This window comes from Streptomyces sp. NPDC005408, from assembly GCF_040606445.1.
In the GTDB taxonomy this organism is placed as follows: domain Bacteria; phylum Actinomycetota; class Actinomycetes; order Streptomycetales; family Streptomycetaceae; genus Streptomyces.
Window position 1 is genome coordinate 25,696 of sequence record NZ_JBEXEX010000058.1, and the last position, 17,974, is coordinate 43,669.

Here is a 17,974-nt window from a genome sequence, read left to right on the forward strand (position 1 = left end):
CTCTCCATCAAGGCGCGAAGTGGAGGGCGGGGCAGCCCGCCGGAATCACTGGGGCTGGCCCTGCCGGGCAAGCTCTGCGAGACGTTCGGCCGCTTCTTGCGCGCGCCGAAGGTCTTCGGCGGCCTGGCGGCGGGCCTCTTCGAGGGCCTGCGCTTCGGGGCTCACGACGCGGCCGCCAGCTGGCAGCTGCAACTGACGGTGGTCAGCTGCGCGTCCCGGCGGACGACGGTCTGGAAGTCGTCGCAGTCGGGGCAGGTGCCGGTGAAGGCCGGACCCTTCTTGCCGACCAGCGCGAGCTGGCGCGACGCGGGGACCGGGATGGAGAAGCCGGAGGTACGGCTGACAGACTGTTGCACGGAGATCCCTCTCTTCACGGATTAGGGGTGTCCCAGCTCGGAAGGCGTTGGCGCGCCGTTCCGGGCGGAGAGGGTCGGGGCTGGAACCCCGGCCCTCTCGCTATTCCATTAACCTCCCCTCAAGCTAGCTTGTCAACAATATGGAATGCTGACTTCCTAGCTAATCTGGTGTACGGTCCTAATCGAGCGTCAGAAGGGAGGCGATCTAAGGTGCTCCAGACACTGGAACCACCCACGAGGAGAGGCCACGTGCCCGAACAGCGGGACCAGGCGGCCGGCGAGGCAGACGAGGAGCGCGTGCTGATCTCGGGTCGCGTGCGGGCGTCGGTTCGCAAGCGGCTGCGCATGTACGCCGCGGCGAACGACGAGAACTTGCAAGACCTGCTAGACCGCGCAATCGACGAATACCTGAAGAAGCGGGGCGGCTGAGCCGCGCAAAAAGAGTGAGCCCCGGCGGTGAGGCAACACCACCGAGGCTCAGACGCTGAAGATTTGGAGACCTGCATGCGTCACCACCAGGGTACGGCTGCTGATCCCCACGGGGCAGCGCCCACCCCCGAAGCGAAGAGGGAGATTCCGAAGCTCACCCGCGTTCACAAGATCCTGATCGGGCTGGTTACGGCTGGCGCGGTCGTCATCGCGGCTATCGGCTTCGCAGGCTCGTACGACGCGGTCCGCAAACTCGCTGTGGAGCAGGGTTTCGGCAACTTCTCCCTCGTCTTCCCCATCGGCATTGACGCGGGAATCGTGGTCCTGCTCGCGCTGGACCTCCTGCTGACCTGGATCCGCATCCCGTTCCCGCTGCTGCGGCAGACCGCTTGGCTGCTGACCACCGCGACGATCGCATTCAACGGCGCGGCGGCATGGCCCAACCCGCTCGGCGTCGGCATGCACGCGGTCATCCCGGTGCTGTTCGTCGTCTCCGTGGAAGCGGCCCGGCACGCGGTCGGCCGGATCGCGGACATCACCGCCGACAAGCACATGGAAGGCGTACGCCTCACCCGCTGGCTGCTCTCCCCGGTGCCCACCTTCAAGCTGTGGCGCCGGATGAAGCTGTGGGAGCTCCGCAGCTACGAGCAGACCATCAAGCTGGAGCAGGATCGTCTCGTCTACCAGGCCCGTCTCCAGTCCCGCTTCGGGCGCGGGTGGCGGCGCAAGGCGCCGGTGGAGGCGCTGATGCCGCTGCGGCTCGCCAAGTACGGTGTCCCGCTCGCGGAGACGGGGCCGGCGGGACTCGCGGCCGCCGGGATCGAGGTTCCTCAACTGGAGCGCGTGGACGTCCGCCCGGAACTGACCACGGTGCCGCACCAGATGGTCCGCGAGGACGTCCTGCCCCATCATCACCGCCATGGCAACAGGCAGGCACAGCAGCGGGAGCCTGAGCCGAGTCTCGAGCAGGGCGAGTACGAGGCCTTCGAGGCGTACGCCCGCGAGCAGGGGGAGTTCCCTACCCCCGAGCAGCTGGCGGAGCTGGCGCAGGTCCCGGTGGCAGCGCGCAGGGACGGGCGGCCGCCGATGGTGCAGGCGCGCGTCGGCTGGTTCGAGAAGGACCTCGTGCCGGACGCGGACGAGGCGGAGCTGTCGCCAATTGGCGACAGTCCCGAGCCGCTCGACAACGTCGGGCCGCTGCCCGAGCCGGGGCCTGGGCCGGAAGCGGAGGGAGTCGAGCTGACGGGGGTGGACCTGCTGGAGCACCGCTACCTGCAGCTGTCCCCGGAAGAGCGCGGACGGTCCGCAAGCGCAATCGCGCGGCTTTTGTACGAGGGATCGGGCTTCACGGTGGACACGGCCCGCAAGTACCTGCGGCCGATCATCGACAAGCACAGCTGACCCAACACGGCACCGTATGGGCGGACTTCATCCGCCCGCACCGGAACGAGCGGCACGTTAAAGGAGTCCCGACTGTCAGAGGCGGGACGTACGGTGACCAAGGGTCACCGGTTCTCATCCGTAAAGAGGCGCCCCCGGACAGGCGCTTGCACCGCCGGACCGGGGACTTCGCGACCAGAGGGAGACACCTCGTGTCACGCAAGGAAGAGAGTACGACCAGCCAGAACAGCCCCCCGACCACGGGTCTGGAACCGCGCTGGATGCGGCGCGCCATGGGCTGCCACTACGGCGGCATCACCGCCACCAAGCCCCGCAAGAGCGTTGCCGTGTCCGCGCTCGGCCTGCCTGTGATGGCGGCCGCCGGAGGGACAGAGGGCGGCGTTCCTGACCCGTCCATGGGCAGTCTGCTGGACGTCCTCGGCAACGTCGCCGCGCACTGGCCGATGGGCGGGTACCCGGGATTTGGCCTGACCATCGTGGCCAGTGCGGGCCTGGGCTACTACCACCTGAAGCAGAAATGGGCGGGCACCGGGCCGACCAGCACCCCCAAGGCATCGCGCGAGATCGGGTTCGCTAACACCAACGAACTTCGCGCACTGTCCGGGGCCACCCTGCGCAAGCGCGCAGCCGTCCTGCGTCCCTCCCTCGCAGACGTCAAGCGTCGGGAGATCAGCCCCCACGCCCTGGGGCTGTACCTGGGCACGGACCTGATACACAAGCGCGGGCTGTTCATGTCCTGCGAGGACACCGTGCTGATCATCGCCCCGCCCCGGTCCGGCAAGTCAGCGCAGCTCGGTAACGCGGTCATCGACGCAGCCGGATTCTGCGTGGTCACCTCGACCCGCGGTGACCTGTACGAGCACACCCACAACAAGCGCCGCGAGGAGAACCGGCCAGTCTGGGTGTTCAACAGCGACGTGGCCGGCGTCGCCAACTCGATGCGCTGGAACCTGGTGGAGGGCTGCCAGGATCCCGAAACCGCCGTACGGCGGGCGGGGTTCATCCTGGCCGCGTCCGCGTCCGGTGGCGACATGGAGAACGCGACCTTCTGGAACTCGCACTCCTTCCGGGTGCTGCGCTCGTACCTGATGCTCGCTGCCCTGGAAGGCGGGGACCTGCTGACCGTCCGGGCCTGGGTCAACAACCCGGACGGCAAGGATGGGCGTCGGGCGCTGGAAGATCACGCCGACCGGCTCCCGGAGGGCTGGTTCCAGGACCTCGACCAGCAGTTGAAGTCCCCGGAGAGGACACGAGCCTCCATCTTCCTCACCCTGGTGAAGAGCTTCGAGTTCCTGGCGCTGCCCCAGGTTGCCGAGATCGTGCGGCCGCGGCCGGGAGAACAGCGTTTCGACGTCGTCGACTTCATCCGGTCGCGCGGCACCCTGTACCTGATGGGCCGGGACCGCCCGTACGGGAGCATCGCCCCGCTGTTCAACTGCCTGGTCGGAGAGATCCACGCGGTGGCGTCGCTGATGGCCGACAACAACGGCGGCCGCCTCGACCCATACGGACGGTTCGTCCTGGACGAGGCGGCGATCATCTGCCCGCTGCCGCTGCACCAGTGGACGGCCGACTCCGGCGGCCGGAACCTGCAGCTGCTGATCTCGGTGCAGTCGATCAGCCAGCTGAAGGAGCGATGGGGTCAGTGGGGCGCTCAGACCATTTGGACCAACTCCTCCAAGATGGTGCTGGGCGGCCTGTCCGTCGCCCAGGACCTGGACGAGCTGTCGATGCTGTGCGGTGAGCGAGACGAGGAAGTCGCCTCCAACTCGACGACCGCGGACGGGGAGAAGGAGAGCAGGAACCTCTCGGTACGGCGGGTGCGTGTCATGCCGCCGGACCAGATCCGGGGCATGAAGGAGGGCACCGGGCTGTTCTTTCATCGCGCGCTCCCGCCGGTCCGGTACGCCTTCACCGCGGTGTGGGACCGCAAGGACATCAAGCAGCTGAAGAAGGCCGAGGCCAAGCAAGCGAAAGCGCACAAGCGGGCTGCGAAGACCAAGGGCTTCGATGCCGACGCGTGGCATGGGGTCGACTTCCCTGCGCAGGGGCTCGATGCACCGCCGATGCCGAGCACCGCGCCCGTGGTGGCCGAGCAGCCCGGGCACGGCATCCCCGCGCAGCCGCCGGCGGCTGAAGACCGGAGGTGGACGGCATGAGCGAGGCCAGCCGCAACGGTACGGAGCCGCCGAAAGACATCGCCGCGATGTTCAAGCGGACGCGGGACCTCAGCGACCGCATCGGCGCGCTGGAAGAGCAGAAGCTGGGCGACCGCCTGGCAGAGCTCGCGCTCGTGGTCCAGAAGCTGGCGGACAAGCCCGAGAGTCAGTCCGGCGGGGTCTGGAACTGGTCCGGGATGACCCCGGGCCAGCAGGCCAGCGCGTGGGAGTACCTGCTGGCGTGGATGGAGACGATCCTCAAGGGCCGTTTCCCCTCCTCCTATGAGGAGATGCTGCGGGCGGGGTGCTGGCACGAACACCCGGATGTCGTGGAGGAACTGACGAGCCTGTGCACCACTTGGCTGTGGTCGTACCAGGACAAGGAGGCCGGTCCGCTGCGGACTGCGGAGTGGCTCGACCGCTGGCTGCCCGCCTGCGTCCGGCACGTGAAGCTCATTCTGGAGAACTGCTCCCCACAGCACACGCCACCGCTCCAGCGTCATGACCGGGCCATGACGCAGGTAGAGGCACTGCAGCAGCGCATCGCGGCGCTGAAGGCGCAAGCGGCCCAACCCGGCGGCTGACCCTGGCAGACGAAAGAGGCCCGGACCATCTGGTCCGGGCCTCTTCGCGACCGTATGCCCGTCAGCCGGCGGGAACAGGGCGCTTCTTGTGCGGGCTCATCGCCCACTCCAGGCCGTGCAGCACGCCCGCGCCGTAATCTTCGTCCACGTCGAGCCAGGCGTTCCGCTCAATGCAGTCCAGCGCGCGCGATCGTTCCCTGCCAACAACGCGCCCCACGAAGGGGTATTCGTGCCATTCCTGGCTGATCGGGCTGGCCTGGCGCTCTCCGAGCAGCCAGCACATCGCGGTCCAGACGCCTTCGGCGACCGCGGCCTCTTTGCGGAAGTTCGCGTACACGTTCAGGCGCGCGTCCGCGCTGGCGTTGCGCTGGGCGAGGGCGTCATCGCGCAGCTGCTCCAGCTCCTCGAGCGGGCGCCGTACAGCGGCCGGGAGTCCGGGCAGCGGTTCCGGCTTCGGCGGGACGGGGCTCGGTCCGTTCTCGTGGCCAGGCCACTGGGGTGTGGCACCGGGCAGGATCTTCGGGTGCTCGGGGGTACCGAGGATCTCGCTCACTGAATGCCGCGGCGGATGCGTGGGTGGAGGCGGCCCCTGGCGCTCGTTCCACTCGCTGCTGCTGGCCATGGTGATGACGGTAGCTGCGGGCACTGACATGGGGCCAGAGCGTCATGGCCGGCGGGCCTCCCGCGTACGTCGCTTCGAGAGTGGGGTGCTCCCTCCTCGGTCGGGCAGGCGCAGCCCTACCGCGGTCGTCGTCGGGCTGCCAGGCTCGCGCTCGCGCGACCGCCGTAGGCGGCTTGGCCTGGTTGCTCGGCGTCGGCTGTGGTTGCCTCCAGGGGCCCGTCCGGGGAGGGAGTGCACCACGACCTCGCCCCCAGCTCCCCACCCACTCACGGCAAGATCTCCGAGAAGTGCCGCCCCCTCCGAGAGAGGGCCGGGGTGTGGGGCGGAGCCCCGCATGTCTGTGACTTGATGCCCGTGCGCTGTCGCCAATTGGCGACAGCGCACGGGGAAGCGGAAGGGGCGGGCTGTCTGTTCGACACCCGCCCCTGGATTGGCCGATCACATCTCGACTTCGTGCCCCTGCTGCACTTCGATGTCGATTTCCTGGCCCTGCTGCACCTGCGGTTCGTCGCGGCGCTGCCGCTCGGCTTCCTCCGTCGCACGCTGCAGCTCGCGCTCGGCCACGCGCTCGCTGGCACGTTCGGCGGTCCTGACCGCGTCGGTCAGCTCCTCGCCTGTCAGGGTGCGCTCCTCGTGTGCCCGCGCGTGCGGCTGCTGCAGCCGCTCGGGTTCCCGCTGCTGCTGCTCCCGTTCCAATTCCGGTTCCTGCTCGCCCTGCTGCAGTTCCAGGTCGTCGGTTTCCGGCGTGCGCAGTTCCAGCTGCTGGCGCGCTTCCTGTGCCTGCTCGCGCGTCTGCTCGGTCTCCTGGTGCCACGCCTCCCGGGCGCTGTGCACGGTTTCCAGCTGCTCGACCTGCTCGCTCAGCGACGTGGACAGAGCGTCGTACTCCTCCACGGTCTGGAACAGTTCCTGCTGCTGCTCCGGGTCGTCGGCCTCCATCGCGTCGATCCGCTTCTGCAGTGCATCGCGCTCGGCGATGGCGAGGGACTCGCTCGTCTCGCGCAGCTGGCCGGCGACGTGCGGCGGCGCCCACTCGGTCTCGCGGTCGTACTGCTCGACCATCCCCCGCAGTGTCGCGTCCGACGCTCCGACCAGTTCCATCCGCTCCTCGGGCTCGCCAAGCGCCCGGTACGCCCGGTCCCAGTCCATACGGACGTCGACCGCACCCCGGCCGGGCCGCTGCCCGATCGCGTCCCGCTCGGACTCGTACTCGTGCGCCTCGCGGTACGCAGCGACCGTTCCGGCCCGCTCGATCCAGTCCTCCCGCCGAAGCGGGTCCTCCGGAACGGATCCGAAAGCCCGCTCCGCCCACTGCGGTAGCTGCTCCGACTCGGCCAGCTGACGGCCAAGGTCCAGCCGTCGATCCTCCGCTAGCTCCGCGACCCCGCGCGCGTACTCGCCTTCCGGGCCCTCGATTCCAGCGGTCCGGGTCCGCCAGTCGGCGCGCTCTTCGGCAGCCGCCCGACGCTCATCCGCGAGCGCGACCCGCTCCTGCGGCTCCTGGTCACCGTGCAGGACCCCGGCCTGCATCTGCAGCTGCAGCGCCTGCTCCGCGGCGGCCAGGAGGTCCTCCTGCTCACCGCCGACCAGCTGAGCCTCGCCCATGGCCGCGGTAACAGTCCGCTCCTGCTCCTCAACCGCCTCGCGTACGCGCTGCTCATCCGCCCGGACCTGGCGCCGGTCCGCGTCCTCGATCGCCTGCTCCGCGCGCCAGTGCAGCACCTTCGCCAAGTCCTTGGCGTCGTCCAGCCCGCGCTCGGTGATGTCGCGCATCATCTCTACGGCGTCGTGGCCAGCGGCCTCGGCGCTGCGGCCCAGCCGGATGAGCGACCCGTACGCCTCGCTGTCGCGGACCTTCGAGAAGCGGTCCCCCAGCTTCTCGTACAGCACGCGCCCGAACCGCTTCTCCGCGTCGCGGTTCTGCAGGTCCTCCATCTCGTACGAGTGCTTGGCGAGCGAGGTGGACCATTCCAACTCGTCTTCCAGCACCTGGGTGGCGGACTCCTCCACGCTGGAATTGTCGAGCGTCTGGGTCAGCACCGCGAGCTTGTCGGGGCGCTGCTCCTGCGGCATGCCCGCCGTATCGGTGGCGACGTAGGCAGTGTTGGAATCGCGGCCGCGCGTCATCGCGACGTACAGCGATTCCCGCGTTCCAGCTCCTTCAACCAGGGTGTGGCAGGTGTCGACTGTGCGACCCTGCGCGGCGTGCACGGTGCCCGCGTACGCGAGGTCTACGTGGTCCTGAACGTACGAGGGCGGGAGCTGGAGCGTGTCTCCGTCGTCGTAAGCGACGGTCACCGACCCGTCGTCCTCGGTGGTCAGCACGCGCACGACGTCGCGGTTCGTCGCGAAGCGCTCACCGGAGGCGGTGGTGAGGCGGCGGTCGTTGTCCCGCAGCTGGATCATGTCGCCCACGCCAACCGTCAGACCACGGTTCTGCCCCAGTTCGACGCCCTCGTCCTGGACGACTCCGAGCCGCACAAGGTCGGCGCGGGCACGGGCCGCGAGCTCGTCCGACTGCTCGTTCGTCGGGGCGATGAGCAGGGAGGTCCGGCCCTTCATGTGGTCGGCCAGCCACGACTGGTAGGCGGCTTCCACCATCTCCTGGCGGGTGCCGCCGCGCAGCCGCCCGCGGTCCTCGTACGCGGCCAGGGCCTGGCGGTTGCCCTTGCGCAGTTCCAGCGACGCGTCCCGTTCCCACTCCCTGGAAAAGCGCATCACCTCGTCCAGCCTGTGCACGTTGGGCAGCTGGTCGGACAGCTGGGCGAACATGCCGCCGGAGCCCACTGCGGAAAGCTGGGCTCCATCACCCACGTACATAACCTTGGCTCCGGCGCGGTCCGCGTGGCGGCGGATCTCGTCGAGCTGGCCGGTCTCCGCCATGGACGCCTCGTCCACCATCACCAGCTGGCCCGGCTGCAGCTGGTGGGCTGCTCGGTCCTGGTCGGACACGGTGCTGCCCGCCTCGATGCGGCGGTTCGTGTCCAGGAACTTGGCGATGTTCGCGGCGGTCTCGACGCCCTCGTCGGACAGCACGCGGGCGGCGCGCTGGCTGACTGTCAGGCCGATGACCGGGCCGACTTCCTGCGTCCATACGTCGTGAATCGCGCCTGCCAGGCGGCTCTTTCCCGTTCCAGCGGCGGCGGCGACGACTTCCATGCGGCGCCCCGAGCCGAGGATGCTGCGGAACGCGGCCTCCTGGCCCTCGTTGAGCCCCACGCCGGCGGCGGCATGCTCGATCGCCTCGCGGCTCACGACCGGTGCCCCGAGCTCGGTGGCCTTGGCGATGATGCGGCCCTCGCGCTCCAGGTGAGCCTCGGTGGCGTAACGGCGGGCCCCGTGGCGGGCGTAGACCGAGAGACCGTCTTCGCGCTGCAGCTCCTGCGGGAGCGGCACCAAGTTGGGCGCGGTCAGCCGGATGACTCCTGCGTCCGCGCCCGGCTGCAGCGCAGCGTCGGCCAACTCGTTGACGAGGGCCGTCACCTGGTGGCGTTCCAACCCGCCCAGGCAGTCCGGCAGTCCCTTGGAAATCTGCACCACGAGATCCGCGCGACGCCATGCGGCCTTCTCGTCCTGGACGGTCTCGACCGCGCGCCGGACGACGTCCTCCGGGTCGAATTCCAACCCTGATTCCAAATCGACTTGGCGATGTTCCAACTGCGCAGTCTCGCGTTCCAACTGCGCAGAGACGCGTTCCACCTGAGCGGGAATCCCGGCCAGTGACTCGCGGGTGTCGGCCACCATGTCGGCCTCCCATCGGCGCAGCAGCTCCTCGCGCGGGACGGCCTCGGTCTTGTTCTTCCGCTCGTTCAGGTTCGCCCACTGGGCCATGCGCGCCAGCTCGTGCGCACCCGGCTCACGGCCGTTGCGCTCCTCCCACGCGGCCGCCAGATCAGCGGTCTTCGCCGTGATCGCCTTGCGGCGGGAGCTGTATTTGTCGCGCACCTCCTGGCTCACGCCGACAATCTCGCGGGCCATCCCGTCCGGGCGTGTGGCCACCCGCACGCCAAGCTTCCGGTACAGGGCCTCATCTGCCATCTTCTCCGCGAGGTGCCCGGCCGCTTTGGTGTGCCGGTAGATCTCCTGTCCGTCGATCGTCAGCCACTTGGAACGGGTCTCACCGGTCACCGGGTCGGTGGACTCGGCCTCAACCCGATTCCAGATCGCATTGTGGACGTGCAGCTGCGGGTCGTTGTCACGGCTCGTGTGCTGCCGGAATGAGGCGATCGTCCAGCGGTGCGCGTCGACCTGGCGGCCCGTCGGAGCCCCGTCGGCGTCCTTCGCGCCGTGACGGCCGTCGCGGGCATACCCGGCCTCTTCCTGCAGGAATTCCAGCCCGCCCTGGACGCCTTCCATCCACGCGTCCCAGACCGCATCGGCTTTCGCCGCGGCGGCCTGGGCGCCTTCCAGATCCCCGGCCTCGCGCAGCCGCGCGGCCTCGACCTGGTAGCCGGCGTGCAGGAGGCTGTACGACTTCGGCGCGGAGAACGTGACGTCGTAGTACGAGCGCGAGGCGGGCGCGTTCTGGCGGACCTTCAGCTCCGCCTCGCGGCGCTGTTCCGGCGTCGAATCCGGGCCCAGCTTCTCCAGGGCGGCCTGCACCTTCTCCTCCGTGGACTTCGTGTAGTCCATCGGCTTCCGGCCCACTCGCGCGGCGTCGTAGATGGCCGCAACTTCCGCCCGGTACTCGTCCGTTCCCGGCTCTGCATTGATTGCGGAGAGTGACGCGCGCACGGCCGCATGCAGACGCGGGTCCGTGAACTTCGAGTACATGTCGCTCATGAGGTCGTGGTCGACTTCACCGGTCAGACCAAGATCATTAGCACCGTCTCCGAGCCACATCCCGGCCGGTTCACCAGCCTGCTCAATGGCCTTCAGGTAGTAGTGCTCCCCGCCCTGCCCCACCTGATTGATCAGGTATCCCGGGTCTGAGCCCGGAGCGACAGTGGCGGTCATGGTGATCACGGTACGGGCCATCGGATGGTAATGCAAGGGTGTGTTAAAGAAGGTAAGGCATGTGGTTTTCAAGTGACAGAAGCTCAGGGGGTCTAGGACAGAGGGCAGTTCGGAGAGTCAGAAGATCGTGATGCAACAAGCTAGGTTCGGCCTGTATGTGTTCGGTGGTCAAGTCGCGTCCCATACCTGCTGATCCTCCTCGGGCGCGCGCACTGGCGCGAGCGGAAGCGGGCCCACTAGGCCCCGAACTCCTAGCGCAGACACCGGGGAACAAGTAACCCGCCGGTAGCTCCTGGGAGATCCGCAGGCGCCGTTCCCCGGCCCCCTGCGCTCTCGTTGAGCCGAGCGGGTGAACGCCCGTGAGGTCCGACGGCGAGGGGGCTGGTGTGCGGCAGGAGTGGTCACCAGAGGACGTGGTGGCGTGCTGGACCCTGGTGGATGGTGACTGGGAGCTGGTCGCGAACAAGTCGGGGCCGACCCGCCTGGGGTTCTGCCTCATGCTCAAGTTCTTCGAGATCGAGGCCCGGTTCCCGGAGTTCGTCGAGGAGTTTCCGCAGCCCGCGGTGGAGTACGTCGCCGGGCTGGTGAAGGTCCCGGCGGCCGAGCTTGCGAAGTACGACCTGGCGGGCGCGAAGCGGCACCGCAGGCAGATCCGCGAGGCGCTCGGGTTCAGGCCGGCGACGCTCACGGACGAGGAGGCACTCACCAGGTGGCTGGCCGCGGAGGTGTGCCCGGTCGAGCTGGTGGAGGACCGGCAGCGCGATGCCCTGCTGGTCGAGTACCGGGCGCGGAAGATCGAGCCGCCGGGCCGGACCCGTGTCGAGAAGATCCTGGTCGCGGCCCGGGGCCGGTGGGAGGCGACGTTCTGCGCCCGCGTCATCGAGCGCCTGGGCGAGACGGGCACCGCCCGGCTGCTATCCCTGGTGGCCGAGGACAACGAAGCGGGTACCGCCCTGCTGGCCGCGCTCAAGCGCGACCCGGGCGCCGTCGGCCTGGACTCCCTGCTCACCGAGATCACGAAGCTCAACGACGTCCGCAAGCTCGGGCTGCCCGACGGGTTGTTCGCGGACTGCTCGGAGAAGCTGGTGGCCGCCTGGCGGGCGCGGGCGATCAAGATGTACCCCTCGGACTTCCGCGACACGGCGGAGGGCGTGCGGATCACGCTGCTCGCGACGCTGTGCTGGTCGCGGCAGGCGGAGATCACCGACACCCTGGTCGAGCTGCTGGTCGCCCTAGTCCACAAGATCAATGCCCGCGCCGAGCGCCGGGTGGAGAAGCAGCTCACCGCCGAGCTGAAGAAGGTCCGAGGCAAGGAGGGCATCCTCTTCAAGCTGGCGACGGCCGCCGTCGACAAGCCCGACGAGGTCGTACGCAGGGCCCTGTTCCCGGTGGTGGGTGAGAAGACGCTGCGGGAGCTGGTGGCCGAGGCGAAGGCGAACGAGAAGGTGTTCAAGGCCAAGGTCCGCACCACGCTCCGGTCGTCGTACAGCTCGTACTACCGGCAGATGTTGCCGCCGCTGCTGAACACGCTGGGCTTCCGGTGCGACAACACCGCCTACCGGCCGGTGATGGACGCGCTCGCGCTGCTGGCCAAGTACGCCGACGTCGATGGCAAGACCCGCTTCTACGACGCCGGCGACGTGGTGCCGATGGACGGCGTGGTGCGCAAGGACTGGCGCGAGGCGGTCGTCGACGACAGGGGCCGCATCGAGCGCATCCCGTATGAGCTGTGCGTGCTGGTGGCGCTGAGGGACGCGGTCCGCCGCCGCGAGATCTACGTGGAGGGCGCGGCCCGCTGGTGCAATCCGGAGGACGATCTGCCCGGCGACTTCGAGGCCACCCGCGCGGTGCACTACGCCGCGCTCCGCCAGCCGCTGAACCCGCGGGCGTTCGTCGCGGACCTGAAGAAGCGCATGACCGCGGCTCTGGACGGGCTCTCGGCGGCGCTCGCGGACGGCTCGGCGGGCGGGGTGAAGGTCACCACCCGTAAGGGCGAGCCGTGGATCACCGTGCCGAAGCTGGAGCCGCTGGACGAGCCGACCGGTCTCCGGGCCCTCAAGGACGAGGTCGTACGACGGTGGGGCGTCCTGGATCTCCTGGACGTGCTGAAGAACTCCGACTTCCTCACCGGCTTCACCGAGGAGTTCTCCTCGGTCGCCGCGTACGAACGCATCGACCGAGACGTCCTCCAGCGCCGCCTCCTGCTGGCCCTCTTCGCCCTGGGCACCAACATGGGCATCCGGGCGATCGTGGCGACCGGCGAGCACGGCGAGACCGAGGCGGCCCTGCGGCACGTCCGCCGGCACTTCATCACCGTCGACAACCTCCGCGCGGCCGTCACCCGGCTGGTGAACGGCACCTTTGCGGCCCGGGACGCCGACTGGTGGGGGCAGGGCACCGCGTGCGCGTCGGACTCGAAGAAGTTCGGGTCCTGGTCCTCGAACTTCATGACCGAGTACCACGCCCGCTACGGCGGCAACGGCGTGATGATCTACTGGCACGTCGAGCGGAAAAACGTCTGCATCTACTCCCAGCTCAAGTCCTGTTCGTCGTCCGAGGTCGCGGCGATGATCGAGGGCCTGCTGCGGCACTGCACGGACGCCGAGATCGAGTCCCAGTACGTCGACACCCACGGTGCCTCGGTGGTCGGGTTCGCGTTCACTGAGCTGCTGAACTTCCGGCTGCTGCCGCGGCTGAAGAACATCGGCAGCATCCGCCTGTACCGCCCGGACGACGCCCCGCCGGGCTGGCCGGCGCTCGGCGGCTCGCTGACGAGGCCGATCCGCTGGGAGCTGATCGAGCAGCAGTACGACCAGATGGTGAAGTACGCGACCGCGCTCCGCCTCGGCACGGCGGAGGCGGAGCAGGTGCTGCGGCGCTTCACGCGCGGCGGCCCCAAGCACCCCACCTACGCCGCGCTCGAAGAACTCGGCCGCGCCGTGCGCACGGTCTTCGCCTGCGACTACCTCGCCAGCCCCGGCCTACGCCGGGAGATCCACGGGGGCCTCCAGGTCGTGGAGAACTGGAACTCGGCGAACACCGTGCTGCACTACGGCAAGGACGGCGCCCTCACCGGCCCGGACAAGGAGCACGCCGAGACCTCGATGCTCGCCCTGCACCTGCTCCAGTCCAGCCTCGTGCACGTCAACACCCTGCTGGTGCAGCAGGTCCTGGCCGAACCCGCGTGGGCGAAGAAGCTGAGCGACGATGACCGGCGCGGCCTGACCGCGCTGTTCTGGTCGAACGTCAACCCGTACGGCACGTTCCGGCTGGACATGGACAAGCGCCTCGACCTGGGGCTCACGGTGCCCCGCCCCCGTACTCCGGCGGACGCCGCCGACCGATCAACCGCGGAGGTGCGATGACGCACGCCCCGCACTGACCCGGCCTTGGGGAACATCGGTACTGCGGTTATCCCGCGTACCGGCTCGGGCGGCTGAGGCTGTCGCAGATCCCGCCGAACCGGATGGCGGCGCTGGCCCGGTACGCGCTGGGGTCGAAGGCGCCGCTGCTGGAGCGGGCGGCGGAGCCGAAGCGCACGGCGATGCTCACCGCGGTGATGCGGCAATGCTCATCCGGGCCCGCATCCAGCTCGGCGGTCGATCGTCCTGGTCTGGGACAACGTCCGCATCCACCTGACAGCCCTGTTGCGGGAGTTCATCGCCGCGAACGCCGACTGGCTCACGGTCTTCCAGCTGCCCTCGTACGCACCGGACTTGAACCCACAGGAGGGCATCTGGTCGATGGTTAAGCGCGACATCGGCAACCTTGCCGCAGCCGACCTGAGCCAGATCACCAGGGCCGTGAAGCACAGGCTCAAGCAGATCCGGTACCGCCCCGACGTGGTCGACGGCTGCCTCACCGGCACCGGCCTGGTCATGGACGACTGACAAACATTACGGATTCAAGTTCACTGCCCGCCTAGGCAAACGGCGCGCATCGTAGACACCGTAGCCTGCCGCGTCACTGACGATCGGCGATCAGCATTCCCAGTTCCTTAATCGCCGATTCCAAGGGAACTTTCGTCAATTTCTTCGTGACCTTGTTCTCGAAGGCACGCGCCGGTACAAAGATTTCAAAATCGCACCACTCGGACAACCGCGTGCCGAGCTCCACCATGGAGGCGTTTCGCACCGAGATCTGGACCATCGTCTCGCGGCTCAACCCGCGAGGCGCCTTCCCCTTGGTCTTGCGCTCGTATGAGCCATAGCACTCGCAATTGCAGTGTGGGGGGTCGTACACGTAAATGCAGATGCAGGAAGGGTAGCTGAGACAGAAGAACTCGCAGGAACACGACGCACCCGTGTCCACATCCGTTCTCTTTTGCGTCATGGGATATCACTTCCCTAGCTGCAACACGGTTTAATCAGCTGAAAGGGTGAAGGTCTTGGGCGGCGCCAACGCACCCCGAGTTCCCCCCCTCCCCGACCGGCCGGTCTCCGGCCCCCTCCGGGCAATCCTCTCCTGAATACAGGGTGAGGGCGGGATACCGCGCACAGCCGGTGATGCTCCGTCCGCCGCAGGGCGATCAGGTCCCGGTCCACGTCGTCCAGGAAGAAGAACCGCTCCAGCTCGGGCCTCGTCGGCTCCTCGGCGAACGTCCCGTACGCCTCGGCCTGCTCATCACTCAGAAATTCCACCGGCACGAGCCGGACCGTAGCCAGCCCGGGACCAGGCCCGGAGTCGTTTCACCGAACCCCAGCAGCCAAGTGGATCACTGTGCTAGACGGCCATGATCGTTCTCACCGATAACTGCTGTACCGGTGTTCCCCGAGGCCGTGACCGGCCGCTGCGTAGGCGGTCGGTCAGGGGTACCTGCGGTCGCCCGCGATCATCTCCGCGAGCACCAGGTCGCGGGAGACGTCGTCTCCGTCGGCGGGCCACCCGTGGCGCCCGTACGTCAGGAGCCGGGCAAGGGCGTCAACGAGGTGTTCGCGTACGCGCGGGTCCGACCACCCCCACTCCATCGCGTCGGCCAGAAGGTCCACCGGCGGGAACGCGAGCAGGTACCGCAGTGGCCGATCGCCCCACTCGTGGTCGCTGTAGAGGGCGAGCGCGGTGCGCATCGCGGCCACGGTCGCCGGACGCTCGGGACAGTCCCCTCCATCCTCCAACTCCGACTGCTCCGGCCGGTCCGTGACATCCAGGCCGTCGGTGACCGCGCGGTACCCGCGCGGGCCGGTGACGATGCCGTCGCTGCCGTCGCGGGCGTACCAGTCCTCCAGCCGGGCCGCGCTCCGCAGCGCGTCCACAGGTTCGCCCCGGCTGTGCCCCCGCCGGCCGTTTGCCTCCCACGCCGCCTGATGCGGTACCCACTTCTCGTGCGCCGACTGGCGCGTCATCCCGGCCGCTTCTCCGATCTGCTCCCAGGTCGCTCCGCACTCACGGCTGGCGATCACCGCGCGCGCGAGGAGGGTGGGGAGGAACTTGTCGCGGATCGTCAGGACGTCGCGCAGGTAGCACGCCGGATCACTGCGGCGCTCCTCGTACACGGCCGGCACCAAGCCGCGTGCGAGCTCGGCGACGACGCGGGCGGACTCGGCGACGGCCACCACCGCCTCGTCGCGGGGTGACAGCTGGGGCTTCCTGGGCTTCACATCGGTCATGTCTCCGCACTACGCCTGTTTGTCAGGTTCAGCCTGACAAACAGGAAAACCGGCCCTCTGGCAGGTTGGAACTCCGCGGCCGAGGCGGGCGCCCCGCGTTCATCAATCGACCGTTTACCGAACACGCGGCGAGTGGCCGTCCCGTGGCCCGGTTCCTTGCCGGAACTGTTCATCTTCCCGTTCATCAACTGCTAGCGTTCAGACCGCTGTCTGAAGACGTTTGATGAACGGAAGGGCTGCACCGTGGCGCTTATCGGACTGGTCCGCGTCAGCACCGACAAGCAGAAGACCCTGCGCCAGCACGACGCCCTCGATGCGATCTGCCTCAAGGTCTTCGAGGAGAAGGTCAGCGGCAAGCTCGCCGTGGACGAGCGGCCGGGCCTGACCGCCGCCCTGGACTACCTGCGCGACGGCGACATGCTCACAGTCCAGGAGGTCGACCGCTTGGGCCGCAACCTCCTCGAAGGGCTGATCGTCCTCAACGACCTCTTCCAGCGCGGCTTCGCCGTCAAGGTCCTGGAGGGCATCGCCGCCGGCGAGCACACGGAACGCTCCCTCATCCTGGACCTCGCGCTCGCGCTCGCCGAGGACCGGCGGCGCGACATCGTGAAGAAGACGAAGAACGGCCTCGACTCCGCTCGCGCACGCGGCCGTGTCGGCGGCCGCCGCCCCGTCGTGGACGACGACAAGCGCCGCGTGATCCTCGCCCGCCGCGCCGAAGGCCAGTCCATCCGCGAGATCGCCGCCGCCGTCAAGGTGTCCGTCGGCGTCGTGCACAAGACCCTCAACCCCACCCCGTAGCGACCACTTCCTACCAGTGGGTTACTTGTTCCCCGGTGTCTGGGCTAGGACTTCGGGGCCCACTACGGTGGGCGGAGACGACACAGAGCCCCACCCCGAGACGCGCGGGTGGGGCTCGACTGTTACCACGGGTGATTTCGGCGGCGCTCGCGCCGACGTGGCCGGTCGAGCCGGACGGCGACGGATCTAGCGTGGACACGCTATGAACTGCCCCTTCAGAAGAGGCTGTCCTGGTGGTCCCCGGAGGGGTGGCCGGCCGCGACTGCGGCGGCGATGGCGGCCTCTTCCGTGCCGAGCTCGGCGGCCAGGATCGCGTCCCGGACCGCGACCGCCCGGCCCGCCGCGCCCCGCATGTCCGCGAGCGCGTGCCCGGCCAGCAGTCGGCGGGACTGGAAGTCCTGGTTGTTCTGCACCCGCTCTCCCGCGAGCCAGTGGCGGGGGTTCTGGCACACGCCCTCGTCGCACGTGTGCCGAACCACGATGCCGTTCCGCAGGGCGGCCGCGCCGTGGTGTATCGCCCATCCCAGGACGTGGGCGGAGACCACGCGGGAGGTGCCTGCCGGGCGGCTCCCTGCCCGGAGCTTGCCGTGCCCGGAGTCGCTGATCGCCCCGAGCCACCACCAGCACTGGTTCTCACCGCGGCGGTACACCTTGGCCCGGTACCGGTCCACGGTCGCCGTGTCGGCGGCCAGCCGCTCCCAGGGAACCGCGGGGGTGGGCTCCTGCTCGTTCATCCGCGTCTCCGTCAGGCTGCCGACTGTCCGGCCTCGTCAGGCTCCGGATCCACCACGGCGAATCGCTGCTCGCACAGACCACAGATGATCGGCCCGTCGTCGATCACCTTGGGCGTCAGCTGCATGCGGCGGGGTGGAGTGCAGCCGCACTCTACGGCGGCCCTCCGCCCGCCCCGCTTCCCGCCCTTGCCCTTCCCGTCGCCCTCGTCCTCCGGCTTCGCGCTGGCGCCGGGGGCGTCCAGGTGCGGCAGGGATGCCGCCTCCAGCTTCCGTATCACCGCGGCGTACGCGGACACGGTGGCGGCCGTGATGCTGCAGCTGGAGAA

Annotated in this window: 15 protein-coding genes and 1 pseudogene; 7 read left to right on the top strand and 9 right to left on the bottom strand. The window is 68.9% G+C overall.

Going from position 1 to position 17,974, the window contains the following annotated elements; all coding sequences use genetic code 11:
* Window positions 1-161 precede the first annotated feature (161 nt).
* On the bottom strand, window positions 162-356 hold the full coding sequence (locus ABZS64_RS33555; RefSeq protein ID WP_355837862.1) for a hypothetical protein: 195 nt from the start codon (window positions 354-356) through the stop codon (window positions 162-164).
* A gap of 249 nt (window positions 357-605) precedes the next feature.
* Here ABZS64_RS33555 and ABZS64_RS33560 point away from each other — a divergent pair, with 249 nt between their 5' ends.
* From ABZS64_RS33560 to ABZS64_RS33575, 4 genes are all read left to right on the top strand, one after another.
* Window positions 606-785: a ribbon-helix-helix domain-containing protein gene (locus tag ABZS64_RS33560; RefSeq protein ID WP_355837864.1), complete on the top strand. Its 180-nt coding sequence runs from the start codon at window positions 606-608 to the stop codon at window positions 783-785.
* Between the two features lie 75 nt (window positions 786-860).
* A complete protein-coding gene (locus ABZS64_RS33565; RefSeq protein WP_355837866.1) occupies window positions 861-2,186 on the top strand; it encodes a DUF2637 domain-containing protein in 1,326 nt (441 codons plus the stop codon).
* A gap of 191 nt (window positions 2,187-2,377) precedes the next feature.
* Window positions 2,378-4,345, top strand: coding sequence for a type IV secretory system conjugative DNA transfer family protein (locus ABZS64_RS33570; protein WP_355837868.1), 1,968 nt, complete (start codon window positions 2,378-2,380; stop codon window positions 4,343-4,345).
* Complete coding sequence (locus ABZS64_RS33575) at window positions 4,342-4,929, top strand: hypothetical protein (protein ID WP_355837870.1); 588 nt, start codon at window positions 4,342-4,344, stop codon at window positions 4,927-4,929. Before ABZS64_RS33570 ends, ABZS64_RS33575 begins: the two co-directional genes overlap by 4 nt.
* Window positions 4,930-4,990: 61 nt before the next feature.
* On the opposite strand, the gene ABZS64_RS33580 is transcribed toward ABZS64_RS33575, so the two are convergent.
* Window positions 4,991-5,551, bottom strand: coding sequence for a hypothetical protein (locus ABZS64_RS33580; protein WP_355837872.1), 561 nt, complete (start codon window positions 5,549-5,551; stop codon window positions 4,991-4,993).
* Between the two features lie 438 nt (window positions 5,552-5,989).
* Window positions 5,990-10,507 carry a MobF family relaxase gene (mobF, locus tag ABZS64_RS33585; RefSeq protein ID WP_355837874.1) on the bottom strand — a complete coding sequence of 1,506 codons (4,518 nt, stop codon included), beginning with the start codon at window positions 10,505-10,507 and terminating at the stop codon, window positions 5,990-5,992.
* A 359-nt stretch (window positions 10,508-10,866) separates the two neighbouring features.
* On the opposite strand from mobF, the gene ABZS64_RS33590 reads away from it, so the two are divergent.
* Window positions 10,867-13,872 carry a Tn3 family transposase gene (locus ABZS64_RS33590; protein WP_355837876.1) on the top strand — a complete coding sequence of 1,002 codons (3,006 nt, stop codon included), beginning with the start codon at window positions 10,867-10,869 and terminating at the stop codon, window positions 13,870-13,872.
* A gap of 46 nt (window positions 13,873-13,918) precedes the next feature.
* Here ABZS64_RS33590 and ABZS64_RS33595 read toward each other — a convergent pair whose 3' ends face one another.
* Window positions 13,919-14,059: a hypothetical protein gene (locus tag ABZS64_RS33595; protein ID WP_355837878.1), complete on the bottom strand. Its 141-nt coding sequence runs from the start codon at window positions 14,057-14,059 to the stop codon at window positions 13,919-13,921.
* 95 nt (window positions 14,060-14,154) lie between these two features.
* On the opposite strand from ABZS64_RS33595, the gene ABZS64_RS33600 reads away from it, so the two are divergent.
* Window positions 14,155-14,397: a transposase gene (locus ABZS64_RS33600; RefSeq protein ID WP_355837880.1), complete on the top strand. Its 243-nt coding sequence runs from the start codon at window positions 14,155-14,157 to the stop codon at window positions 14,395-14,397.
* 73 nt (window positions 14,398-14,470) lie between these two features.
* Here the strand turns inward: ABZS64_RS33600 and ABZS64_RS33605 are convergent, their stop codons facing one another.
* The 3 genes from ABZS64_RS33605 to ABZS64_RS33615 all read right to left on the bottom strand — a co-directional run bounded on the left by ABZS64_RS33605 (window position 14,471) and on the right by ABZS64_RS33615 (window position 16,113).
* A complete protein-coding gene (locus ABZS64_RS33605; protein WP_355837882.1) occupies window positions 14,471-14,671 on the bottom strand; it encodes a hypothetical protein in 201 nt (66 codons plus the stop codon).
* A gap of 182 nt (window positions 14,672-14,853) precedes the next feature.
* Complete coding sequence (locus ABZS64_RS33610; protein ID WP_355837884.1) at window positions 14,854-15,153, bottom strand: DUF4158 domain-containing protein; 300 nt, start codon at window positions 15,151-15,153, stop codon at window positions 14,854-14,856.
* Between the two features lie 159 nt (window positions 15,154-15,312).
* Window positions 15,313-16,113 (bottom strand): hypothetical protein, encoded by an 801-nt coding sequence (locus ABZS64_RS33615; protein ID WP_355837886.1) that lies wholly within the window; start codon window positions 16,111-16,113, stop codon window positions 15,313-15,315.
* Between the two features lie 243 nt (window positions 16,114-16,356).
* Here ABZS64_RS33615 and ABZS64_RS33620 point away from each other — a divergent pair, with 243 nt between their 5' ends.
* Complete coding sequence (locus tag ABZS64_RS33620) at window positions 16,357-16,914, top strand: recombinase family protein (RefSeq protein ID WP_355837888.1); 558 nt, start codon at window positions 16,357-16,359, stop codon at window positions 16,912-16,914.
* A 215-nt stretch (window positions 16,915-17,129) separates the two neighbouring features.
* On the opposite strand, the gene ABZS64_RS33625 is transcribed toward ABZS64_RS33620, so the two are convergent.
* Together ABZS64_RS33625 and ABZS64_RS33630 are read right to left on the bottom strand one after the other, a co-directional pair.
* Window positions 17,130-17,648 (bottom strand): hypothetical protein, encoded by a 519-nt coding sequence (locus tag ABZS64_RS33625; RefSeq protein WP_355837890.1) that lies wholly within the window; start codon window positions 17,646-17,648, stop codon window positions 17,130-17,132.
* 11 nt (window positions 17,649-17,659) lie between these two features.
* Window positions 17,660-17,974: pseudogene (locus ABZS64_RS33630) on the bottom strand (hypothetical protein); the annotation flags it as partial.